This is a genomic window from Microvirga brassicacearum, from assembly GCF_008757455.1.
Classification (GTDB): domain Bacteria; phylum Pseudomonadota; class Alphaproteobacteria; order Rhizobiales; family Beijerinckiaceae; genus Microvirga; species Microvirga brassicacearum.
The window spans coordinates 1-19,083 of record NZ_VCMV01000036.1 but is presented as its reverse complement, the minus strand read 5'-3'; the positions used below and the strand labels follow the sequence as shown (position 1 = coordinate 19,083).

General features: G+C 65.6%; 22 protein-coding genes and 1 riboswitch. Of the genes, 5 read left to right on the top strand and 17 right to left on the bottom strand.

All coding sequences use genetic code 11. The features are described 5' to 3' along the window. Positions 1 to 78: 78 nt before the first annotated feature. From cobM to cbiE, 3 genes are read right to left on the bottom strand one after another with little or no spacing between them, the layout of a single operon-like run. Positions 79 to 855 carry a precorrin-4 C(11)-methyltransferase gene (gene cobM, locus FEZ63_RS18755; RefSeq protein ID WP_150947333.1) on the bottom strand — a complete coding sequence of 259 codons (777 nt, stop codon included), beginning with the start codon at positions 853 to 855 and terminating at the stop codon, positions 79 to 81. Further along, the gene (locus FEZ63_RS18750; RefSeq protein ID WP_162419785.1) at positions 852 to 1,235 is read right to left on the bottom strand and encodes a cobalamin biosynthesis protein; all 384 of its coding nucleotides are present in this window, start codon (positions 1,233 to 1,235) and stop codon (positions 852 to 854) included. The genes cobM and FEZ63_RS18750 overlap by 4 nt, the downstream gene beginning before the upstream one ends. Beyond that, positions 1,232 to 2,479: a precorrin-6y C5,15-methyltransferase (decarboxylating) subunit CbiE gene (cbiE, locus tag FEZ63_RS18745; protein ID WP_150947329.1), complete on the bottom strand. Its 1,248-nt coding sequence runs from the start codon at positions 2,477 to 2,479 to the stop codon at positions 1,232 to 1,234. Before cbiE ends, FEZ63_RS18750 begins: the two co-directional genes overlap by 4 nt. On the opposite strand from cbiE, the gene FEZ63_RS18740 reads away from it, so the two are divergent. Further along, complete coding sequence (locus tag FEZ63_RS18740) at positions 2,478 to 3,224, top strand: cobalt-precorrin-6A reductase (RefSeq protein ID WP_150947327.1); 747 nt, start codon at positions 2,478 to 2,480, stop codon at positions 3,222 to 3,224. The genes cbiE and FEZ63_RS18740 overlap by 2 nt on opposite strands. On the opposite strand, the gene cobJ is transcribed toward FEZ63_RS18740, so the two are convergent. The 7 genes from cobJ to FEZ63_RS18705 are packed head-to-tail and all read right to left on the bottom strand — an operon-like array spanning position 3,206 to position 11,350. Beyond that, entirely contained in the window at positions 3,206 to 3,973 is a 768-nt protein-coding gene (cobJ, locus tag FEZ63_RS18735; protein ID WP_150947325.1) for a precorrin-3B C(17)-methyltransferase, read from the bottom strand. The two genes, FEZ63_RS18740 and cobJ, sit on opposite strands and share 19 nt — an antisense overlap. Next, positions 3,970 to 4,716, bottom strand: a complete 747-nt coding sequence (locus FEZ63_RS18730) for a precorrin-2 C(20)-methyltransferase (protein WP_150947323.1) — start codon at positions 4,714 to 4,716, stop codon at positions 3,970 to 3,972. Before FEZ63_RS18730 ends, cobJ begins: the two co-directional genes overlap by 4 nt. After that, positions 4,713 to 5,345 (bottom strand): precorrin-8X methylmutase, encoded by a 633-nt coding sequence (locus FEZ63_RS18725; protein WP_150947321.1) that lies wholly within the window; start codon positions 5,343 to 5,345, stop codon positions 4,713 to 4,715. The genes FEZ63_RS18730 and FEZ63_RS18725 overlap by 4 nt, the downstream gene beginning before the upstream one ends. Continuing rightward, a complete protein-coding gene (cobG, locus tag FEZ63_RS18720) occupies positions 5,342 to 6,595 on the bottom strand; it encodes a precorrin-3B synthase (protein WP_150947320.1) in 1,254 nt (417 codons plus the stop codon). Before cobG ends, FEZ63_RS18725 begins: the two co-directional genes overlap by 4 nt. Then, positions 6,592 to 9,900, bottom strand: a complete 3,309-nt coding sequence (cobN, locus tag FEZ63_RS18715; protein WP_150947318.1) for a cobaltochelatase subunit CobN — start codon at positions 9,898 to 9,900, stop codon at positions 6,592 to 6,594. The genes cobG and cobN overlap by 4 nt, the downstream gene beginning before the upstream one ends. A gap of 2 nt (positions 9,901 to 9,902) precedes the next feature. Next, entirely contained in the window at positions 9,903 to 10,934 is a 1,032-nt protein-coding gene (cobW, locus tag FEZ63_RS18710; protein ID WP_150947316.1) for a cobalamin biosynthesis protein CobW, read from the bottom strand. After that, positions 10,931 to 11,350 carry a DUF1636 family protein gene (locus FEZ63_RS18705; RefSeq protein WP_150947314.1) on the bottom strand — a complete coding sequence of 140 codons (420 nt, stop codon included), beginning with the start codon at positions 11,348 to 11,350 and terminating at the stop codon, positions 10,931 to 10,933. The genes cobW and FEZ63_RS18705 overlap by 4 nt, the downstream gene beginning before the upstream one ends. Positions 11,351 to 11,480: 130 nt before the next feature. Beyond that, a riboswitch (cobalamin riboswitch) is annotated at positions 11,481 to 11,655 on the bottom strand. Positions 11,656 to 11,752: 97 nt separating this feature from the next. Here FEZ63_RS18705 and cobO point away from each other — a divergent pair. Together cobO and cobF are read left to right on the top strand one after the other, a co-directional pair. Beyond that, the gene (gene cobO, locus FEZ63_RS18700; protein WP_150947312.1) at positions 11,753 to 12,367 is read left to right on the top strand and encodes a cob(I)yrinic acid a,c-diamide adenosyltransferase; all 615 of its coding nucleotides are present in this window, start codon (positions 11,753 to 11,755) and stop codon (positions 12,365 to 12,367) included. A gap of 15 nt (positions 12,368 to 12,382) precedes the next feature. Next, the gene (cobF, locus tag FEZ63_RS18695) at positions 12,383 to 13,138 is read left to right on the top strand and encodes a precorrin-6A synthase (deacetylating) (RefSeq protein WP_150947310.1); all 756 of its coding nucleotides are present in this window, start codon (positions 12,383 to 12,385) and stop codon (positions 13,136 to 13,138) included. A gap of 63 nt (positions 13,139 to 13,201) precedes the next feature. Here the strand turns inward: cobF and mepK are convergent, their stop codons facing one another. The 3 genes from mepK to FEZ63_RS24870 form a co-directional block, all read right to left on the bottom strand. Beyond that, complete coding sequence (gene mepK, locus FEZ63_RS26065) at positions 13,202 to 14,389, bottom strand: peptidoglycan L,D-endopeptidase MepK (RefSeq protein WP_338042235.1); 1,188 nt, start codon at positions 14,387 to 14,389, stop codon at positions 13,202 to 13,204. A 198-nt stretch (positions 14,390 to 14,587) separates the two neighbouring features. Then, a complete protein-coding gene (gene trxC, locus FEZ63_RS18685; protein ID WP_150947308.1) occupies positions 14,588 to 15,028 on the bottom strand; it encodes a thioredoxin TrxC in 441 nt (146 codons plus the stop codon). A 39-nt stretch (positions 15,029 to 15,067) separates the two neighbouring features. After that, the gene (locus tag FEZ63_RS24870; RefSeq protein WP_153245867.1) at positions 15,068 to 15,244 is read right to left on the bottom strand and encodes a hypothetical protein; all 177 of its coding nucleotides are present in this window, start codon (positions 15,242 to 15,244) and stop codon (positions 15,068 to 15,070) included. A 202-nt stretch (positions 15,245 to 15,446) separates the two neighbouring features. Here FEZ63_RS24870 and FEZ63_RS24865 point away from each other — a divergent pair, with 202 nt between their 5' ends. Continuing rightward, on the top strand, positions 15,447 to 15,623 hold the full coding sequence (locus tag FEZ63_RS24865; RefSeq protein ID WP_153245866.1) for a hypothetical protein: 177 nt from the start codon (positions 15,447 to 15,449) through the stop codon (positions 15,621 to 15,623). A gap of 271 nt (positions 15,624 to 15,894) precedes the next feature. Here FEZ63_RS24865 and FEZ63_RS18680 read toward each other — a convergent pair whose 3' ends face one another. From FEZ63_RS18680 to FEZ63_RS18670, 3 genes are all read right to left on the bottom strand, one after another. Beyond that, positions 15,895 to 16,263: a hypothetical protein gene (locus FEZ63_RS18680; RefSeq protein WP_150947306.1), complete on the bottom strand. Its 369-nt coding sequence runs from the start codon at positions 16,261 to 16,263 to the stop codon at positions 15,895 to 15,897. Between the two features lie 149 nt (positions 16,264 to 16,412). Then, positions 16,413 to 16,616: a hypothetical protein gene (locus FEZ63_RS18675; RefSeq protein ID WP_150947304.1), complete on the bottom strand. Its 204-nt coding sequence runs from the start codon at positions 16,614 to 16,616 to the stop codon at positions 16,413 to 16,415. Between the two features lie 102 nt (positions 16,617 to 16,718). Then, on the bottom strand, positions 16,719 to 17,009 hold the full coding sequence (locus tag FEZ63_RS18670) for a hypothetical protein (RefSeq protein ID WP_150947302.1): 291 nt from the start codon (positions 17,007 to 17,009) through the stop codon (positions 16,719 to 16,721). Positions 17,010 to 17,191: 182 nt separating this feature from the next. Here FEZ63_RS18670 and FEZ63_RS18665 point away from each other — a divergent pair, with 182 nt between their 5' ends. After that, entirely contained in the window at positions 17,192 to 17,575 is a 384-nt protein-coding gene (locus FEZ63_RS18665; RefSeq protein ID WP_150947300.1) for a hypothetical protein, read from the top strand. 52 nt (positions 17,576 to 17,627) lie between these two features. Here the strand turns inward: FEZ63_RS18665 and ald are convergent, their stop codons facing one another. Beyond that, positions 17,628 to 18,749, bottom strand: a complete 1,122-nt coding sequence (gene ald / locus FEZ63_RS18660) for an alanine dehydrogenase (protein ID WP_150947298.1) — start codon at positions 18,747 to 18,749, stop codon at positions 17,628 to 17,630. Positions 18,750 to 19,083: the final 334 nt, after the last annotated feature.

The following is a 19,083-nucleotide window of genomic DNA, read 5'->3' as shown; positions in this document are numbered from 1 at the left end:
TTTCCTCGGCGCGGCGGGTCTCTGTTTCGGAAAAAGGTATGGACGAAACGGGTCGCCCTGCAAACCTCGGCTCGGTCTTCATGCGCCCGATCCTTCGGCAGCGCCGGGCCGAAAGCGGCGGTCGTATCCGGCCGAATAGAGCGCGCTCTCGCGAAACGCCTTCGCGCCGAGTGCCCGGCCGACGAGGATCAGGGCGGTGCGCTCAAGGTTTGCCGCTTTGACGAGGGCGGCGATCTCGCCCAGCGTCGCCCTCAGCACACGCTCGTCGGGCCACGAGGCGCGCCAGATCACGGCCGCCGGGCAATCTGCGCCGTAGGCGGGGGTCAGTTCGCTCACCACCCGGTCGATCACGTGGATCGACAGGTGGATGGCGAGCGTCGCCCGCGTCGCCGCAAACGCCGCGAGACTTTCCGTTTCCGGCATGGCGGAGGCACGGCCCGAGGTGCGCGTCAGCACGACCGATTGGGCGACCTCCGGCAGCGTCAATTCGCGACCGAGGGCGGCGGCGGCGGCGGCGAAGGCCGGCACGCCCGGGGTCAGCGTGTAGGGAATGTCCAAGGCGTCGAGGCGGCGCAATTGCTCGCCGACAGCGCTCCAGATCGACAGATCGCCGGATTGGAGCCGCGCCACGTCCTGTCCTGCCTCGTGGGCGCGCACCAGCTCCGCGATGATCGCGTCGAGATCGAGCGGCGCGGTATCGATAAGGCGCGCGCCGGGCGGACACCAGGACAGCATCTCGGGCGGGATGATCGAGCCCGCATAGAGGCAGACCGGGCAGCCGGCGATGAGATTGCGCCCGCGCACCGTCACGAGATCGGCCGCACCGGGTCCGGCGCCGATGAAATGAACCGTCATGGAAAAACTCCCTGCGCGAGCGCGCACGTTACGCGCGTGGAAGCAATGCGCCGCAAGAGCAGGCGCGCGTCTTTTCCCGCCGCCGCCAGCGCTGATGCCTCGGCGACCGAGCCGACACCGTGGAGCGCTTCCACGCGGGACGAATGAGTGCGGACGCTCGGCGCAATGGCGCGCATGGCCTCCGCCGGGACCGCGATGGCAGGGAGCTTGAGGTGCCGGGCGGCGGTCGTGAATCCCGCCTCATCGGCGCGGATGTCGAGCGTTGCGAGGCGGTCGATATCGTCGAGGGATAACGCGGCCTTCGTCACGGCGAGCGAGATCAATTCGACCACTTCCTGCCACGACGCGCCAGCCCGCAACCCAATGCCCGCAACGATCATGGCTTCACCACGGACCATTGTGTGACGGGCATTGCGGTGCGCCAGCCATGCATGGAGCCCAACGGCTCGAGATGCGAAAGGGCAATGCGCTTGAGCGAACCGCCACGCCGTGCGTGCCATTCAAAGATTGCGCGCTCGGTCTCGATCGTGACGGCATTGACCACAAGCCGTCCCCCCGGTTTCAGCGCGTTCCAGCAGGCGTCAAAAACGCCGTCTTCCGACCCGCCGCCGCCGATAAAGACGGCATCGGGCTGAGGCAGATCGCGCAGGGCCTTGGGCGCCTTGCCGTTCACGACACTGAGGTTGGGCACGCCAAGATTGCGCGCGTTACGCATGATGCGCGCCGCGCGGTCGGGATGCGACTCGATCGCAATGGCCCGGTTGGCGGCATGACGCAGCATCCACTCGATGGCGATGGACCCGGCGCCCGCGCCCACGTCCCACAACAGCGCGCCCGCGCGCGGCGCCAATGCGGCGAGGGTCACTGCTCGCATATCGGCCTTCGTCAATTGGCCATCGTTCTCGAACCAGCCATCGTCGAGGCCGGGCGAGAGAGTGACGATGCGGGCATCCGGCGCGGCGCTGATGGTGATCGCCACAACATTCAGCGGATCGATGTCGTTCAGACCGAACCCGTCGGCCGTCACATGCCTGATCTGCTCGCGGGGACCTCCCATTGCCTCAAGCACGGTGACGCGGGAGGCGCCGAAACCGCGCTCGCGCAGCAGTGCCGCCAGACGCGCCGGCGTCGAACCGTCCCACGAGAGCGCGAGCATGCGCGTGTCAGGCTGCAGGTGCGGGATGACACGCTCGAAGGCGCGCCCGTGCAGGCTGACGCAGGTGCAATCGGGAAGGGACCAGCCGAGCCGCGCCGCCGCGAGGCTGAATGACGAGGGCTGCGGGAAACAGGTCAGTTCTTCAGGGGAAACGAGCTTTGCCAGTTCCGCCCCGACGCCAAAATGGAACGGGTCTCCGGTTGCGAGAACGCAGACGCGCTGCGGGCGGCGCGCAAGGATGAGCCGGTAGGTTTCCGCGATAGGGTTCGACCACGTCGCGGTTTCGGCGTTGAGCGGCGCCGCCAGCGCGAGATGCCGGGCGCCTCCGACCACGAAATCGGCATTCACGACGGCCGCGAGGGCCGCGGCCGACAATCCGGCACGGCCATCCTCGCCGATCCCGACGATGGAAAGCCAGGGCGCTCCAGCGCTCGACATGGACGCGCGGTTAGGGGACAAGGCACACATGCGCATTCTCATTCTCGGCGGCACGGCGGATGCCGCAGCCTTGGCCGAACGGCTGGCAAACGATGGCGGGACGGACGTGATGCTCTCGCTCGCCGGGCGGACGCAGCACCCGAAAGCCGCGCCCGTTCCCATGCGCGTCGGCGGCTTCGGCGGCGTCGCAGGCTTGACAACGTGGCTCTCGGAGAACCGCACCGATTGCGTGTTCGATGCCACGCATCCCTTCGCGGCGGTCATCTCGCGCAATGCCGCGCAAGCCTGCGGCGCGCTCGGCATTCCGCTTCTCGCCCTCCGCCGGCCGCCGTGGCGGCGCCAGGCGGGCGATGCGTGGATCGAGGCGGCGACGATGGCGGATGTCGTCGCTGCTCTCGGCGATGCCCCGCGCCGCGTCTTCCTGACCATCGGGCGCCTCGAACTCGCGGCTTTCGCCAGCGCGCCGCAGCACCATTATCTGGTGCGAACGATCGAGCCGATCGACGACGCTCTGCCGGTGCCGCACGTCACCACCCTGCAAGCTCGTGGGCCATTCGACGAGGATGCGGAGGCGGCCTTGATGCGCGAGCACGGAATCGAGATTCTGGTGTCCAAGAATTCCGGTGGGGCCGCAACCTACGGCAAGATCATTGCCGCCCGTCGGCTTGCCATTCCGGTCGTGCTGGTATCCCGGCCCGCCGCGCCCGAGGTGCCGTCGACGGACAGCATCGAGGCCGCGCTCTCGTGGATCGGGGCTCATCGCCAGGCTCCGTAATAGCGCGGCGTATAGACGTAAGGCCGCGCATTTGTGCGTGCGATCAGTTTGGTGGTGCTGGCGCCGATCATCACCAGCGTGGACATATCCGCCGGTATTGCGGCAGCCTGATCGAGGGTCGTGACGGTGATGGATTCGTTGGGGCGTCCCACCGCGCGCGCGAAAATCAGCGGCGTGTCTGCCGCCCGGATCGTGCCTGCGAGCGTCAGCGCCTCGCCCAGTTGCCATGGTCGCGCCGACGAGATCGGGTTGTAGAGCGAGATCACGAAATCGGCGCTCAGCGCGGCTGTCAGCCGGTGCACGATCACGTCCCACGGTTTGAGGTTGTCGGAGAGCGAGATCGCGCAGAAATCGCCGCCGAGCGGTGCGCCCAGACGTGCCGCCGCGCCGAGCATCGCGGTGATGCCGGGTTCGACGGTGATGGGAATGCGCTGCCACGCTGCCTTGCCGCCATCGAGCGCCTCGAACACCGCCGCCGCCATGGCGAAAACTCCCGGATCGCCGCCCGACACCACGGCCACGTGCTTGCCCTGTGCCGCAAGATCGAGCGCCAGCGCCGCGCGCTCCACCTCGACGCGGTTGTCCGAGGCGTGCCGGTGCTGGTGAGCGTGCGCAGGCGCGCGGTCGAGATAGGGGCCGTATCCGACGAGATCGGTGGCGCGCGCGAGCGCGTCGGCAGCGGCGGGCGTGAGCCATTCGGCGGTGCCGGGGCCGAGCCCCACGACCACGAGGGAGCCGAGCGCACTCACAACCGACGCCCTTGTCCGGGCACGAGGATCAGCGCGAAATAGGGCGCCGCATCGTCGGTTTTATCCGGCAGCGGACAGATGAATTCATCCGCCATCGTGCCACGCTCTACATAAACCGCGCGGTCATGCAAGCCAGCTTCCTTCAGTGCGTTACGAACTTTTGGCAAGTGCCGTCCGAGCTTCATGATGACCGCGGCGTCCGTGGCGCGGAAGCGTTCCACCAGCGCCGCGTGATCGAGGGTCGCGGGACAGACGGTCAGCACGTCGTCGCCCCAGGTGATGGGAACGCCGGCGCGCGTCCAGCTGCCCGACATGCCCGTGACTCCGGGGACGACCTCGGTCGGAAAACGCGGTGCGAGGCGACGCCAGAGATGCATGAACGAGCCGTAGAAGAACGGGTCGCCTTCGCACAGAACAGCGACCGAATGACCGGCTTCCAGTTCGCTCGCGAGGTTCTCGGCGGCCTCCTCGTAGAACGGCGTGATGGCGGATCCATAGGCCGGGTCGCGCGCCTCGATTTCCGTGGTGACGGGATAGACCAGCGCGATCTCGCGGGCGGCATCCGGCGCCACCACCGCATCGGCGATGGTGCGACCGTGCCCGCGTTTGCCCTTCCGGCAGAAATGCACGAGCCGGTCGGCGCTCTGCAGAATTTTCAGCGCGCGGACGGTCATGTAGTCGGGATTGCCGGGACCGAGGCCGACGCCGTAAAATCGGCCGGAAATGCGGGAATTCGGGTTCATTCGTCCGCACTCGCCAAAGCATTCACGGCCGCCGCCGCCATGGCGGAGCCGCCCCGCCGTCCGTGAACGACGACGAACGGGAGATCGCGCTGCCGAGCGAGGGTCTGTTTCGACTCGATCGCGCCCACGAACCCGACCGGAATGCCGATCACGGCCGCCGGTCGCGGCGCACCCTCATGCACCATTTCCAGCAATCGAAACAACGCCGTGGGGGCGTTTCCGAAGACCACGATGGAACCTGCGAGCCGATCGCGCCAGAACTCCATGGCGGCCGCGCTGCGGGTGTTGTTCAGGTCGCGGGCAAGCGCAGGAACGCGCGGATCGTCGAGGGTGCAAATCACTTTGTTTCCCGCCGGTAAGCGAGCGCGGGTGATCCCGTTCGCCACCATCTTGGAATCGCAGAGGATCGGCGCGCCGTCGCGGAGCGCCTTCACGGCGATCTCGGCAAAATCCGGCGAGAGCTCCACATCGCGCGGCAGGTCCGTCATGCCGCAGGCGTGGATCATGCGCACGACCAGACGTTCCTCGGCACCGCTGAAGCGGGCGAGATCGGCCTCGGCCCGGATCATTGAAAACGAACGCCGGTAAATTTCCGCGCCTTCGCGCACATAATCGAAGGTCGTGCTCATGGCCGTCCCGTTCCAAAAACCCGCATGAGATCCGTCCTGTCTGAAATGCCCGCCAGCCGCTCCGCGACGGCATCGATGCCGGCGCGGGTGAGCGGCTTATCGCGCGCGGTCCCGCCGAGCACAACCTGATAGGCGCCCCCATCGCCCACCAGCGTCAGATCGGCCGGGCCCGGATGCGCGCAACCTTTGGGGCAGCCTGAGATGTGCACTGAAATCCCGGCTGGGAGTGCGGCGGCGATCCGGTTCGAATCCGCGTGCGTGGAAGTCGATCCCCTGGCGCAACCTTCCATTCCCGAGCATGTACTGATGGAAAGGCGCGGGTCGTCCTCGTCCACGATGAACCCCGCATCGCGCGCCAGCGTCGCGCATCCTTCAGCCGAGACAAACGGGATCACCAGCGCCCGGAAGGGCGAGAGGCGGATTTCGCCGCGAGCGAATTGTTGGCTCCACGAAGCTGCCCTCGCGAGAGCATCGGCGGTGCAACGGCCGTAAGGCGGAACGAGGAAAATCGCCGCCTGATCGCCGGTTGGGACGCGACCGGCGCGTGGCGCATGAGCGCGGAAAGGTGGAATTTCGGGCGGATCGATCGGCAGGGCTTTAAGACAATGCGTCAGCTGGTCGTCGTCGATCTCGCGCAGTCGCTGGCCCACGCCGTCCGCTGTGGCGGAGATCATCGCGCCGATTGCCGCCGGCACTGCGGTGGGCGCCAGAGCCCCCACCCATTTGTTGCCGCCGGGGCGCGCCACCCCGACAGCGACGCGGGTTGTGCTCAACGCGACGAGCCTGATGTCGGCCTTGATGCGATCGAGGGTGACCGCGCCGCCGCCATCCACCACGATCGACATCTTGGCGTGAAGCCCAGTGATCGACCGGCCGGTCTCCTCGATGCGCTCGGCGAGAGCCGAGGCATCAATCAGCTCGGAAGGATCGATGCCCGCCAGCGGCGAGATCGTGGTGAGCCGAAAGGGGCTCTCGCTGCGAACGCCGTCCATCAGTCCGGCCGCGATCAGGCTTTCCACGAGGTGCGGGTGCAGATCCGGCGTGACGCCGCGAATCTGGATGTTCCCGCGCGACGAGAGATCGAGAAGGCCATTGCCGAACCGGCGGGCTCCCTCCGCGATCGCCTGCGCCTGGGAGGCGGAAAGAACCGAACCGCGCGGATGAAGGCGAGCGAGCAAGCCGTCCCGGGTCTCCATGGGACGCAGCATGCCCGGGCACCAGCCCCGGCGCAGGTCGTCCGGCGCGCTCATGATGCGTCCTCGCGCAACAGATCGAGCCGTGCATCGACGGAATTGCGGCGGCTCGTCCACAATCCGCGCCGTCGTGCATCGGCGAGTCTCGCAACGATGGCGCGCGCCGCTTCGGGATTGGCGGCGTGAATGCGTGCGTAGAGCGCCTCGTCCGCCAGGTAGGCGCCGTAGACCGCGTCGAGCGACGCATTCGTGACCGCATCGGTGGTCGCGGCAAAGACGAAGAGTGCATCCACCGCCTGTGCGAGTTCTGCGGCGCCACGCCAGCCGTGGCGCATCTGGCCCTCGATCCAGCGGAGATTGACGAGGCGGCCTTGCACGAGGCGCGCGATATCCTCAGTGACGGTGCGGGCCTTCGGCGTCTCAGTGCGGCTGGTGTCGAGGCTGTAGAGTGATGGCTTTCCGCCGAGCATCTGCGCCGCGGCCGCGAACCCGCCCACGGCATCGCCGGTTGAATCGCCGTCGAGAAGATCCCGCTCGGCCACATCGCTCACGTGAACGAACGCATCTGCGCCGGCAACCCGGCGCGAGAAGGACGCGTCGGCACGACCGTTCTCAGTTTCACCGAAGGCGTGGGAGGTGAGCGCCAGATAGGCCCGTCCGAGATCGTCGCGGCTGCCCCAGTCGCCGTCGAGCGCTTCGCTCGAAACACCGGCGCCGAAGCGTCCCGGTTTTGCGCCGAAGACGCGCGTCAGCGGTTCGCCGCGACGGCGCGCGGCCGCAAGCGCGTTCCAGTCGTCCTCCTCGTCGAGTTCGGCGACGGCGCGGGCTGCCCGGTCGAGCAGCACGATCTGATCGGGGAAGGTATCGCGGAAGACGCCGGAGATGCGCAAGGTGACGTCGACACGCGGATGATCGAGATGCGGCGCCGGGATGATGTCGAATCCGGTCACGCGGGTTGAAGCGGTGTCCCAGCGTGGCCGGACGCCCATGAGCGCCATGGCATGCGCCATATCCTCGCCGCCGGAGCGCAAGGTCGGCGATGCCCACAGGTCCATGACGATGCGGCGCGGGGAATCGCCCTCGTCCTGCAAATGACGGCGGATCACTTCGGCGGCCGCGCGTGCGCCCAAGGCCGCGGCGGCGCGGGTCGGGATGGCGCGCGGATCGAGGGTCGCGAGGTTGCGCCCGGTCGGCATCACATCACGCCGTCCGCGCGAGGGCGAACCGGCTGGACCGGGGACGACGAAGCGCCCCTCGAGCGCGCGCAGAAGCCCTTCGCGCTCGCCGGTTCCGCAAGCCGCAAGCTCGCCCGAGCCTTCGCCGAAAATGTGCAGGCCGTCGCGGATCACGACCTCGGCCAGATCGCAGAGATGTGCGTCAAGCGAGGTAAGCGCTTCATCGATGGGTGTGTCGGCATCGACGCCGCAATTCGCGAAGAGCCCCGCGGTTTCGGCGCGGTCCATGATTTCACGCGCCACAAGGCCGGCGCGGCGCGGATCGAGGATCTGCGCGGAGGAATATTCCTCCACGAGTTCGCGGATGACCGCCTTGTCGTCGGACAATTCGGCGGAGGCGATGGCAGGCGTCATATGGCCGATCGTGACACCGCCCAAGCGGCGTTTGGCGGGCGCTGCTTCGCCGGGATCATCGACGATGAACGGATAGATGACCGGCAAGGCGCCAATGATCATGCGGGGTGCGCAATCGCCCGAAAGGGCCACGGCCTTCCCCGGCAGCCACTCGGTGGTGCCGTGCGTGCCCAGATGAATCAGCGCGTCGATGCGCTCGATCTCGCGAAGGCCGAGATAGAACGCCAGATGGGCGTGCGTCGGTGGCGCATCGGGATCGTGGTAGCACGACTTGCGGTCGGCGCCCCGGCCGCGATCCGGCTGCAAGGCCACCAGAACCTTGCCACTGCGCAGAGCCGGAAAACGGAACGCGCCATCGGACAGCAGCGGATCGGATTGCGCAGATCCCCATGCGCTCTCAATGGATTGGCGCTGTGTGTTCGACAAGGTCGAGAACCACGCGGCGTAGCGGTCGAGCGGGACGACAAATGTTTGATCGGCGCTCGTGAGCGCCGGCATGAGTGCATCGGTGTCAAAGGCTCGCGCCGCGTCGTAGCCCGCACCCGCAAGGCAATCGAGAATGCGGCAGACGCTGGCGGGCGTGTCGAGCCCGACCGCAAAACCGGCGCGTCCGCCGCGCGCGGGATAATCCGAGAGGATCAGCGCGAGACGGCGCTCATGGGGTTTGGCGCGGCGGAGATTGACCCAGGCCAGAACCTGATCCGTCGCACGCGCGATGCCGTCAGGGTCAGGATTTTGGCGCCGACCGGCGAACCCGATTTCGGAATCGTGCGCGGCCTCCACCTTGAAGGCGATCGGGCCGATGGCAATGCGTCCGTCGAATTCCGGCAGCACGATCTGCATCGTCATATCCGCCGCCGATAGGCCTCGCGCCGAGGCGAGCCAGGCGTCGCGCGTCGAACTCGCAGCGATGATCTGCATCACCGGGCAATCGGCTTGGTCGAGAACGAAAGACGCGTCTTCGCGCGCCGAGAAGGCGGTGGTGGTGAGGATGATGTCGGGGGAGCGCAAGGCAAAGGCCTGCCGCAGCAACGCCGCGGCTTCATCATCTTTCAGGCTCGCGACCGCGAGCACGAGGGTCGATAGCCCGCGCTCGTGCAGTTCCCGGCAGAAGGCCTCGATGGCTTGTGTGTCGGCGGCGAGAATGGCGGATCGGTAAACGATGAGATAGGCGAGCGGTGCATCGGTCAGTTGCGCGCAGGCTGTCCCGATATCGATCGCGCCACCATCCGGCGACCACGCGAACGCGCGTGGCAAGGAACGCGGTGCCTCGGCGTCGACCGCCGCCCCGATTTCAAAGGTGATGCGTTGCAAGAGCGCGCGCATATTGTCGATGCCGCCTGCGCGGAAATAGGCATCCAGTTCAGCCACCGTCTCGGGCGACACGGTCGAGAAAGCGGCAAGCCGCTCGTCCACCCTGTCGTCGCCGGGCAAAACCGCAAGTCTTACGCCGGCCTGGCAGCAGACTTCGCGCAGGCGCTCGAGCCCGTAGCGCCAATAATCCAGCCCACCGAGGCACCGCACGAGCACGAACTTCGCCCGTGCGGCGGTCTTCTCGGCATAGAGATCCACCGAGAGTGGATGCTTGAGCTGCTTGAGACTGGCGAGGCGCAAGCTCGGGAGTTCCGCCCGATCCTGTCGATAAGCAGCCGCCAGCGCGCTGAGGTCGCTGTCGGTGAACGACAGCGCCACGATATCTCCCGGCGCCTGATCGAGATCGATGGCGCTGTCGCTCTCGTCGAGCGAGATCGAGGTGACCGGAAGGAGGTGCATCGTCAGCCCGCGAGAGCAGCTTCGACCGATGCGCGGTCGAAGCCCTTGAGGCCGATCACCACGAGACGGCCCTGGCGATCTTCGCCATTCGTCCAGGGGCGGTCGTAATGATGCGCGATGCGGCGGCCGACGCCCTGCACGACCAGGCGCATCGGGCGGCCTTCGACCGGCACGAATCCCTTGATGCGAAGCACGCCATCGGCGTCCGCCGCCTTGCCAACCCTGGATGCCAGTGCCTCGGCGGAGGAGACTATGCCGACCGGGATGGCGATGCTTTCGAAATCATCGTGGTCGTGTTCGCCCTCGTCGTGATGCGATGGCCGCGCCGCAAGATCGCCTTCCGCCGCCGCCTTGAGGCCGAGGATGAGGGCGGTATCGACGAAGCTGTGATCGGTCTCGATGATCTTGACCGAGCGCGGCAGGTGCGCGGCGATATCCGCCTTCACGCGCGCCTTGTCGTCGGCAGTCATGAGATCGCTCTTGTTGAGCAGGATCATGTCGGCGCAGAGAAGCTGGTCCTCGAAGACCTCTTCGAGCGGGTTGTCATGATCGACCGAATTGTCCGCGCCGCGCTGGACGGCGAGCGCCTCCGGATCGTCGGCGAAGAAGCCTGCCGCCAGGGCCGGGCCGTCGACGACCGCGATCACGCCATCCACCGTGACGCGCGAGCGAATCGCCGGCCAGTTGAACGCCGTCACCAGCGGCTTCGGCAAAGCGAGGCCGGAGGTTTCGATCAGGATGTGCTCGGGCGGGTTGGGGCGGTCGAGCAGCTTGGTGAGGGCAGGGACGAAGTCGTCCGCCACCGTGCAGCAGATGCAGCCATTGGGCAGTTCGACGATGTCATCCTCGGTGCAGCCGCTGATGCCGCAACCCTCGATGAAGGAACCGTCGAAGCCGATATCGCCGAATTCGTTGACCAGCACCGCAAGACGGCGCCCTTGCGCGTTCTGCAGAAGATTGCGCACGAGGGTCGTTTTGCCCGCGCCGAGGAAGCCGGTCACGATGGTGCAGGGGATCTTGGTGAGGTCGGTCATGAGGTCCTGTCCGATGAGGTGAGGGAGAAGGGGGGAATTCTGGCAAGGGTGCCCTTGCGGAAGGCCTCCGGGCGCTCGCGCCATGGGACCAGTCCGTTTGCGGTCGCGCCGTAGCGGCGCAGACCGTCGAGAATGGAATCGACCGATGTCGCGGGATCGAGATCGCCGTACACGTAGGTCCAGCGGCCGGGACCCGAGATGGCGATGGTGCAGCCACGCTTGCAGCCGCTCAGGCATTCGACAGGTTCCACGCGGATCGCGGGGCCGCCCTTCTCGTCGGTGGCATTGACCGCCGCGCGCAATGCGCGATGCAGCAGCGCGCCGGGGCGCATGTCACCTTCCGGCTCGCCGGCCTTGCGGCAGGTCACGCATACGTAGAGCAGCAATTCGTCTGGCGGGGATCGTCCGTCTTCCATCTGCTCGACCGCTCCAATCGATCCCGCATCCGCCCTGCCTGGAGGGGGATGGAAACCATGAGCTTCCACGGACGAGGCCGAGCCCGGACGGGCTCGGTACAGCCAACAGGACACCCCGCCCGATTGGCCCGAAGGAAGCGACGCGACGGCAGGTCTCCTGGCTCGCAGCACCCGCTCCGCCTTCCCGAACAGGAGTTCAGTGGCTCTTGGAATAGGCCTAGCTGCTTACAGTTGCGGGGGCAGCCGCGGCTTGAACCGCGTTCCCTTTTCACCTCTGACGAGGCACCGTCGCCCCATGCTTAACCTGTTCGGTCCAAGCCCGCAATCTCCGGCGATTGGCTGTTGACGGACTCTGTCGGGCGGGGTCCAACGGGCATGCCGCGACCATGAGGAGCCGAAGCCATGACCATTGCCAACGACGATGCGACCCAGCGCCACAAGGCCAAGATGGCCAAGCGCAAGGAGGTGCAGGATCGCGAAGTCGCCTCCAAGACCATCGAGAAGGGCCTGCTCGTCGTCCATACCGGCCCCGGCAAGGGCAAGAGCACGGCGGCGTTCGGGCTTCTGCTGCGGGCGCTTGGCCATGGCTGGAAGGTCGGGGTCGTGCAGTTCATCAAGGGCGCCTGGAGCACGGGCGAAAAGACCGCGCTCGATCGGTTCGACGATCTTGTCGAATGGCACACCATGGGCGAGGGCTTCACGTGGGAGACGCAGGATCGGGAGCGTGACATCGCGGCGGCCAAGCGCGCCTGGGACAAGGCCAAGGAACTCATGGAGCGCCCCGACATCCGCATGGTCGTGCTCGACGAACTGAATATCGCATTGCGTTACGACTACCTTCCCGTCGATGAGGTCGTGGCGACGCTGCGAGACCGGCGCGCCGATCTTCACGTGGTCGTCACCGGTCGAAACGCCAAGGCGGAGCTGATCGAGGCGGCGGATCTCGTCACCGAGATGACGCTGGTCAAGCATCACTTCGCCGCTGGGGTAAAATCCCAGCAGGGCATTGAATTCTAGGTGCCGGAGTCGTCGATGAAAAAAGTTCTGGTGATCGGCATCGGCGCCGGCAATCCCGACTACATGACCGTGCAGGCGATCAACGCGCTGAACACCGTCGACGTGTTCTTCGTGCTCGACAAGGGTGAAGCGGCCGAAGAGCTCATCGACGTCCGCGAGGAGATCTGCCGGCGGTTTATCACGCATGCGAACTACCGGATCGTGAAGGTGCCGCAGCCCCAGCGCGACAGGGCGTCGGCCGATTACAAGGCGGGCGTGGATGCGTGGCACGCCGACAAGGCGGCGGTTTTCGAGACGTTGATCGGTGAGGAACTGGAAGAGGGCAAAAGCGGCGCCTTCCTCGTCTGGGGCGATCCCGCACTATACGACAGCACGATCCGCATCCTGCATCAGATCCTAGCGCGCGGCGTTACGCTCTTCGACTATGAGGTGATCCCTGGCATCAGCAGCGCTCAGGCGCTGGCGGCCGGCCACAAGATCCCGCTGAACCGAATTGGCGAGCCGGTCCAACTCACGACGGGACGGCGCGTCGCCTCGGGGTTCGACATCGACAGCGTGGTTCTGCTCGATCCCGGCTCGGGCCTGCGTTCGCTGCGCGAGCACGACGCCACGATCTACTGGGGCGCCTATCTCGGCACCGCCGACGAAATGCTGATCTCAGGAAAGCTCAAGGACGTGGCGGACGAAATTCTTCGCGTCCGCGAAGAGATGCGGCGGGCGAAAGGCTGGATCATGGACACCTATCTGCTCCGGCGCGACGGCACGGAGTAGGGCTCTAGAGTCGGATTCAGCATAATCCTTCGGCGAACGGTATCCACTTCGCCGGATCAGGCTCTAGAGGCTCGCCTGCCGCAAGACGGGAAGGGGTTTTACCGCCGGTCCGCTGAACCGCGTGATCGTGAGATCGCCCGGCAGTTGCGGGGCGAATGTCAGATTGAGCGAGGCGGTTCGCGAATCGAACAGAGCTTTGGCCGCCGCCTTCGGCTCGGACCAGTTGGTCGCCTTCCGCACCGGCTCCGGTGCCACGGGCGCAGCCGCCGCGATCGGGAGCGCCATCGGCTCGGCGCTTGCCACCACGATGGCCTGCATGGCCGGACGGCGCGGCGGCAGCGGAGGCGCGATTGCTGTCGGTTCGATGATTTCCGGCTCCACGGCGGCACTTGCCACCTTGACCGGTGTCGGCTCAGGCGCGGCCGGTGCGGGCGCCGGCTTGCCCTTGCCGAACAGCCCCGCCAGCAACCCGCCAACCGAGCCGCCGCCCGCGGAAGCCTGCTTCGCGAGGGCGGCGTTCCGGGCGGGAATCTCCGCCCTGGCGATCTCATATCCGGCGAGCGGCTTGCCATTCGATGGGAGGTGTAGCGTCTTGCCATCCGGGAACAGGCGCGCAAGCTGGTCCTGCGTCATGCGCGGCCAGGCGCGCACGTTGCCGGTATCCACATGCACGAACGCACTCGAACTGTAATAGCCCACGCCGCCATATTGCAGGCGCATGGCGGCGGCTCGCAGGCGGGCGGTGTCCACGTCGGGCAGGCGAATATCCATCGCTTTTCCGAGCATGTGCTGGCTATGCTCGGAGACACCGCTCGATCGCCGTCGCAACATGCCGTTGGTGGCGGGTGACCTGTAAGCCGAAATGATGTTGATGGGCTCGCGCGAACCGACCTCGCGATAGAGTTCCCACAGAATGTCGAAGAGCCGCGGGTCCATCTTCGTCGATTCGTCCGTGCGCCAGTCGCGCAGCAGCCAGTTGAGTTGCGACAGGGCCTGATCGTCGTAGCGCCCGTCGCGCCGGAACGTCACTGTCAAGCTTTCGCGGGAATGCGTGTGGAATATCGTCAAGCTTCGCGTGTCGCCGTTCGCGGTCGCATCCTGTGTGCCGGTGGCGGCGGAAGCGAACGCAAGAGTGGCGACGGCAAGTCCCAGAAACCATGGTCGGAACGATTTCGCGAAAGCGAGCGACAGGTGGCGAACCGCCGGGGCGTGGGGCGGATCAGCCGATGTCATGGGAGGTGTGCCGGACATGCGCCAGTGTGCACCGGGCACTTTAACCGACCGTTAGCAACAATCGAAAGTTTCGCATTCTGGCGATGCATGGTGCTGGCTCGCTGAAAAATGGGAGAGCTGGACGACCGGATCGTGGCCACAGCCTTAAGCCAACAGCGGGGAATCTCAAAATGTCGTTGATGTCGCGGGGGCGTGACGCGTCGCGGATTGCTCCGCTCAATTCAGGTGTTGCTGCAGCCACGCGCGCAGACTTTGCGCATCGCTGGCGCCGGCGCGTTGCGCCACGAGCGCGCCTTTCCGAAACATCATCAGGGTGGGAATGCTGCGGATATTGTAGCGCGCGGCCAACTCCTGTTCCGCATCCGTGTCGACCTTCAAAAAGCGGGCCTGCGGTTCAAGCTCGGCCGTAACGCGCTCGAATACCGGCGCCATGCTCTTGCATGGGCCGCACCATGCGGCCCAGAAATCCACCACCACCGGGATTTCGTTGCGCGTGACATGCGTGTCGAAGTTTTTGGCCGTCGCTTGAAACGCGCTCCCGCTGAAAAGGGGGCGGTGGCACCGGCCGCATTTCGCCTTGGCGGCGTCCTTATCGCCCGGCACGCGGTTCACGCCCGCGCAATGCGGACACACGATATGGCGCGATTCATCGCTCATGATCTTCTCCGAGTCGCGCCGCGGGGGCCGATTTTCCCATCATGGAAGCACGTTGGATGGACCTTCCGCCAGGACCATGAAAACCGCCGACAACACGCCGACAAGAGCCAACGAGCCGATCAGGATCGTGCCGATCGGGATGTGGCGGCTTTTCCAAGACAGCCGCACGGCCTCCCTGTGCTCCGGCTTGGGCCGACGTGATCTTTTGCCTGGCATGATTGTCCTCCCCGGACCCGATGGAGGTCCCCAGAGCGGATCATCCGGTCGCCGAGCGGCGTATACCCGGATAGGCGAAACACCGTCCGGGCCCATTGGTTCGGAGAGCGACGAAAGATTTGCCCACAGGATCGGCGAACCCTGTCGCGCAGGCCTCTTCGCGCCTATAGTGTCGCGAAACCCATTCAAGGAAGCGCGCTCAATGACTGGACCTACCGAGACATTCAAGCGGGCGAAACCGCGACAGCGGACAGCCCCGGCACGACGCGTCGTCCTGTCGCCGGAGGACAAGAAAGCTTACGAGGAACTGGCGCAAAGCAGGGATGAGCGCGAGAAGAATTACACGCGCCATCTTCCGGCGGACAAGAAGGGCCGATAGGTCGACGAGCGAACCGGGAAGGCGGTACATCCGCGCCCGCCCGGTGCTCGTCGCAAGCGCGATCATGTGCGCCTGAAGAGAATCTGATCTCGTTTCGGCGGGAAAGCAAGCGCCCGCAATGATGCTTGGCGCCTCTTTCGGGTAATGTCCTGCCGAGGGATCTGAAGCCTCCAGCGCCTGATCCGGCGAAGTGGCTACCGGTTTGCCGAAGGATCATGCGCCAAAGCAAAGAGATAGAGCCGGATCAGATTCGAAGAAACTGAATCCGACTCTAGGAGGCAGTGTCCTGGTCGTCCGAATGCTGGTCGCGCAGCATCGTTTCGATCTGGCGCAGATAGAGGATCGAATCCTCCGGCAAGTCGAGTTGCTGCGCCTGACCGATGAGATTTCCAAATACCCCCGCCATTGCGGCGAGATCCGACACTCTGTTCGCGTCGAGGATGTGAAAGAACGCCGTGAAGGCCACCATGCCGGCTTGCTCGCGCCGCTCCAGCCGTTCGCAGCGCGTTTTGAGTGCCTGTATCTGACGATCCTGTGTCGCGGCGATTTCGACGAGCGTCAGCATTTGCTGGGTGAGATGCTCGGTCGCGAGATCGGGCGCCACAACGGGTGCGGACTGCATCATCGCGGGAGCCTGCATGGGGGGCCTCTCGATCATAGGCGCGCCGGATGCATGCCCGGCGGAGATGTGATGGGCAAAAGCAATGCCTGCCGCTGGGACGGTGCGCGGGGCCGCGCCTCCGAAGGCACGAAGATGCGACCTCACTGTGTCGGCGAGCCTCAAGACGGTCAGCCCGCTTCCGCGTAAGCCGGCATCCGGTCACGCGTGAGTTTGCGAGCGCGCAGTTCGCAGAGTTGGCCCTCGATCATCGCACGCAACGGAACATGCTTCTCGCCATGTTCGGCAACAAGCGCCGACAGAACCTCCAGCGCCCTTTCGAGCCGCTCTTCGGTGATGCCGTCAGGGTGGCGGGTCTTGCGCTCGGTAAGCATCGGTACCCTCGAAAAGGTCGGTTGCGACGCTCGTAGGATGCAAGAAACCCGTTAACATTTGGTGAGACGGTTATTGTGACAGTATAGCGAAGTCGAGCGCGCTCAACGCTTCTTCGCGACCGAGCCTCTGGCCGCCTTCAGCTCGTTTTCGATCTTGTCGAGCTTGGTCTCGACTTTGTCGAGCTTGGCGAGAACCTGGTAGAGGATGTCGGGAACGACGCGAATATAATCGACGTTCTCGCGGGATGCCTTGGCGGTTGCTTTCGCGGCGTCAAGCAACTCCCGAATTTCCGCAGGCGACATCGCACCGCCAGGCGCCGCGGGGCCGGTCTGGGCATTGGCCTGAACCGACAGGGCGAAGAGGAAAGCTCCGAAAAGGACGGCGCGGCGCATAGGCAATCTCCATCTGGACCGAGTCCTTTGATCGTAAGGACTTCTCTCGTGTGTAACGCGAAGTGGCGGCAGCCGGGATAGAATCGCCAAGCAACGCCATTTCTTCATGCCACATTTTGAAAGGATGCGTACTGCCTTGTCACTTCGGCCGATATGCTAAAGAAACGCAGATCGAAACGGGAGTGCACGCATTGGTAAAACGGATCGGTTCGAAAGCCTGGCGCGTCACGGTTGCGGAAGACGGACGAGTCTTTTCGCTGGCCATCCGCACCGAGGCGGGGCTGGAATACGAAGTTCTTCTCGGCACCGTCGATTCGACGCCGATTCTGACCGATCTTTTATCCGAAGTGGCGCGCGTCTACGCGGCTCTGCCACCGCCGGCGTTCAGCGAGAGCGCGGGTCCGAACCACCCGAAGAGCGTTCCGCTTCGCCCGCTCGGGACGCGGGTCGAACGTCACGACGGCGCGCCCGTTCTTGCCCTCGATTTCGGCGGCACCGTTCTCAAGATCGCGATCGACCCGATGGAATTGCAGCAAGGTCTTTCCGACCTCACCGCACGGGAATGAAACAGCCAGTGCTCGATGGTCCGGCCGAATGCAACGACTGAAGGGCCGGCGCTCAGGATTGGCGAACCGCCACCAACGGTTCGACGAAAGGCAGATCCTGCGCCTGCGCTACCGGCTTGCATGTGAGTTGGCCCCTGCACACGTTTAGCCCCGCGAGCAGATACGGGTCCCGCAATAACGCCTCCCGCCAACCCTGATTTGCCAGCGCTAGGGCAAACGGCAACGTTGCGTTGTTAAGGGCGAAGGTCGAGGTCCGCGCCACGGCGCCGGGCATGTTCGCCACGCAATAATGCACCACGCCGTCGACCACATAGGTGGGGTCTGAATGGGTGGTCGCGTGCGAGGTCTCGAAGCAGCCGCCCTGGTCGATGGCGATATCGACCACCACCGCACCTTTTTTCATGCTGGCGATCATCTCGCGGCTCACCAGTTTCGGCGCCTCTGCGCCGGGAATCAGGACTGCGCCGATGACGAGGTCCGCATCCTTCACCAATTGGGCGATCGCGCTGCGCGTCGAATACACCGTCGAGACGGCGTTGCCGAACTGCGCCGAAAGCCGCTTCAACGCGTCCGCCGATCGATCGACGACCGTGACCTGCGCGCCCATTCCGATCGCGATGGTGGCTGCATGCGTGCCCGAAACACCACCGCCGATGATCACCACCGAAGCCGCGGGCACCCCCGGCACGCCCCCGAGGAGAATCCCGCGCCCGCCCTGCGCTTTCTCGAGCGCATGAGCGCCAACCTGCGGAGCGAGGCGACCCGCCACTTCCGACATGGGCGTCAGCAGCGGAAGTGCGCCGGAGGGCGATGTGACGGTCTCGTAGGCAATGCAGACGGCGCCCGATGCAATGAGATCGCGGGTCTGCTCCGGATCGGGCGCGAGGTGCAGGTAGGTGAACAGGACCTGGCCTGGCCGCAGCTGCTTGCGCTCTCGAGCGAGCGGCTCCTTGACCTTCACGATCATGTCGGCATCGGCAAAAATCCGTTCCGGCCCGTCGACGATCTCGGCGCCTGCCGCAACGTAATCTTCGTTGAAGAGCCCAGCGCCCAGGCCGGCATCGGCCTGCACCATCACCCGATGTCCGTGATGGACCAATTCATGAACCGAACTGGGAATCAGCCCGACGCGGGCTTCGTTGTCTTTGATTTCGGAGGGCACGCCGATCAGCATCAAACACGTCCTTTACGGGCGGACACATGAGTCCCGCGGGGACGGAATGATATCGAGCAAGCGGCGCTGTTGTCACTCGCTCGTTTTCGCCGGCTGCCTCTGGCAAACGGGATGGGATGGGCGCCCCGGCCAGGGGACTGGTGTCCCCAGACCGGGGCGGGGGCAGTGTCGGAAAGGACACTGCCCCTAAAGGTTAGCTGCGCGGCCCTTCCGGTCAACGGAAGTCGACCGCGCGGCTGCACTCATTTTGGACAGAAGCTGCGGGAAAAATAACCGCTTCAAGCATGTCGTGAGCAACCCGCACCTTCACCCCACGCTGTGGGCGGGGAGGGCG

What these genes read in the sequence shown, in the direction of transcription:
- cobM (WP_150947333.1), bottom strand. Translation starts at nt 855, where the DNA reads ATGACGGTTCATTTCATCGGCGCCGGACCCGGTGCGGCCGATCTCGTG.
- FEZ63_RS18750 (WP_162419785.1), bottom strand. Translation starts at nt 1,235, where the DNA reads ATGATCGTTGCGGGCATTGGGTTGCGGGCTGGCGCGTCGTGGCAGGAA.
- FEZ63_RS18740 (WP_150947327.1), top strand. Translation starts at nt 2,478, where the DNA reads ATGCGCATTCTCATTCTCGGCGGCACGGCGGATGCCGCAGCCTTGGCC.
- cbiE (WP_150947329.1), bottom strand. Translation starts at nt 2,479, where the DNA reads ATGTGTGCCTTGTCCCCTAACCGCGCGTCCATGTCGAGCGCTGGAGCG.
- FEZ63_RS18730 (WP_150947323.1), bottom strand. Translation starts at nt 4,716, where the DNA reads ATGAACCCGAATTCCCGCATTTCCGGCCGATTTTACGGCGTCGGCCTC.
- FEZ63_RS18725 (WP_150947321.1), bottom strand. Translation starts at nt 5,345, where the DNA reads ATGAGCACGACCTTCGATTATGTGCGCGAAGGCGCGGAAATTTACCGG.
- cobG (WP_150947320.1), bottom strand. Translation starts at nt 6,595, where the DNA reads ATGAGCGCGCCGGACGACCTGCGCCGGGGCTGGTGCCCGGGCATGCTG.
- cobN (WP_150947318.1), bottom strand. Translation starts at nt 9,900, where the DNA reads ATGCACCTCCTTCCGGTCACCTCGATCTCGCTCGACGAGAGCGACAGC.
- cobW (WP_150947316.1), bottom strand. Translation starts at nt 10,934, where the DNA reads ATGACCGACCTCACCAAGATCCCCTGCACCATCGTGACCGGCTTCCTC.
- FEZ63_RS18705 (WP_150947314.1), bottom strand. Translation starts at nt 11,350, where the DNA reads ATGGAAGACGGACGATCCCCGCCAGACGAATTGCTGCTCTACGTATGC.
- cobO (WP_150947312.1), top strand. Translation starts at nt 11,753, where the DNA reads ATGACCATTGCCAACGACGATGCGACCCAGCGCCACAAGGCCAAGATG.
- cobF (WP_150947310.1), top strand. Translation starts at nt 12,383, where the DNA reads ATGAAAAAAGTTCTGGTGATCGGCATCGGCGCCGGCAATCCCGACTAC.
- mepK (WP_338042235.1), bottom strand. Translation starts at nt 14,389, where the DNA reads ATGTCCGGCACACCTCCCATGACATCGGCTGATCCGCCCCACGCCCCG.
- trxC (WP_150947308.1), bottom strand. Translation starts at nt 15,028, where the DNA reads ATGAGCGATGAATCGCGCCATATCGTGTGTCCGCATTGCGCGGGCGTG.
- FEZ63_RS24870 (WP_153245867.1), bottom strand. Translation starts at nt 15,244, where the DNA reads ATGCCAGGCAAAAGATCACGTCGGCCCAAGCCGGAGCACAGGGAGGCC.
- FEZ63_RS24865 (WP_153245866.1), top strand. Translation starts at nt 15,447, where the DNA reads ATGACTGGACCTACCGAGACATTCAAGCGGGCGAAACCGCGACAGCGG.
- FEZ63_RS18680 (WP_150947306.1), bottom strand. Translation starts at nt 16,263, where the DNA reads ATGCAGGCTCCCGCGATGATGCAGTCCGCACCCGTTGTGGCGCCCGAT.
- FEZ63_RS18675 (WP_150947304.1), bottom strand. Translation starts at nt 16,616, where the DNA reads ATGCTTACCGAGCGCAAGACCCGCCACCCTGACGGCATCACCGAAGAG.
- FEZ63_RS18670 (WP_150947302.1), bottom strand. Translation starts at nt 17,009, where the DNA reads ATGCGCCGCGCCGTCCTTTTCGGAGCTTTCCTCTTCGCCCTGTCGGTT.
- ald (WP_150947298.1), bottom strand. Translation starts at nt 18,749, where the DNA reads ATGCTGATCGGCGTGCCCTCCGAAATCAAAGACAACGAAGCCCGCGTC.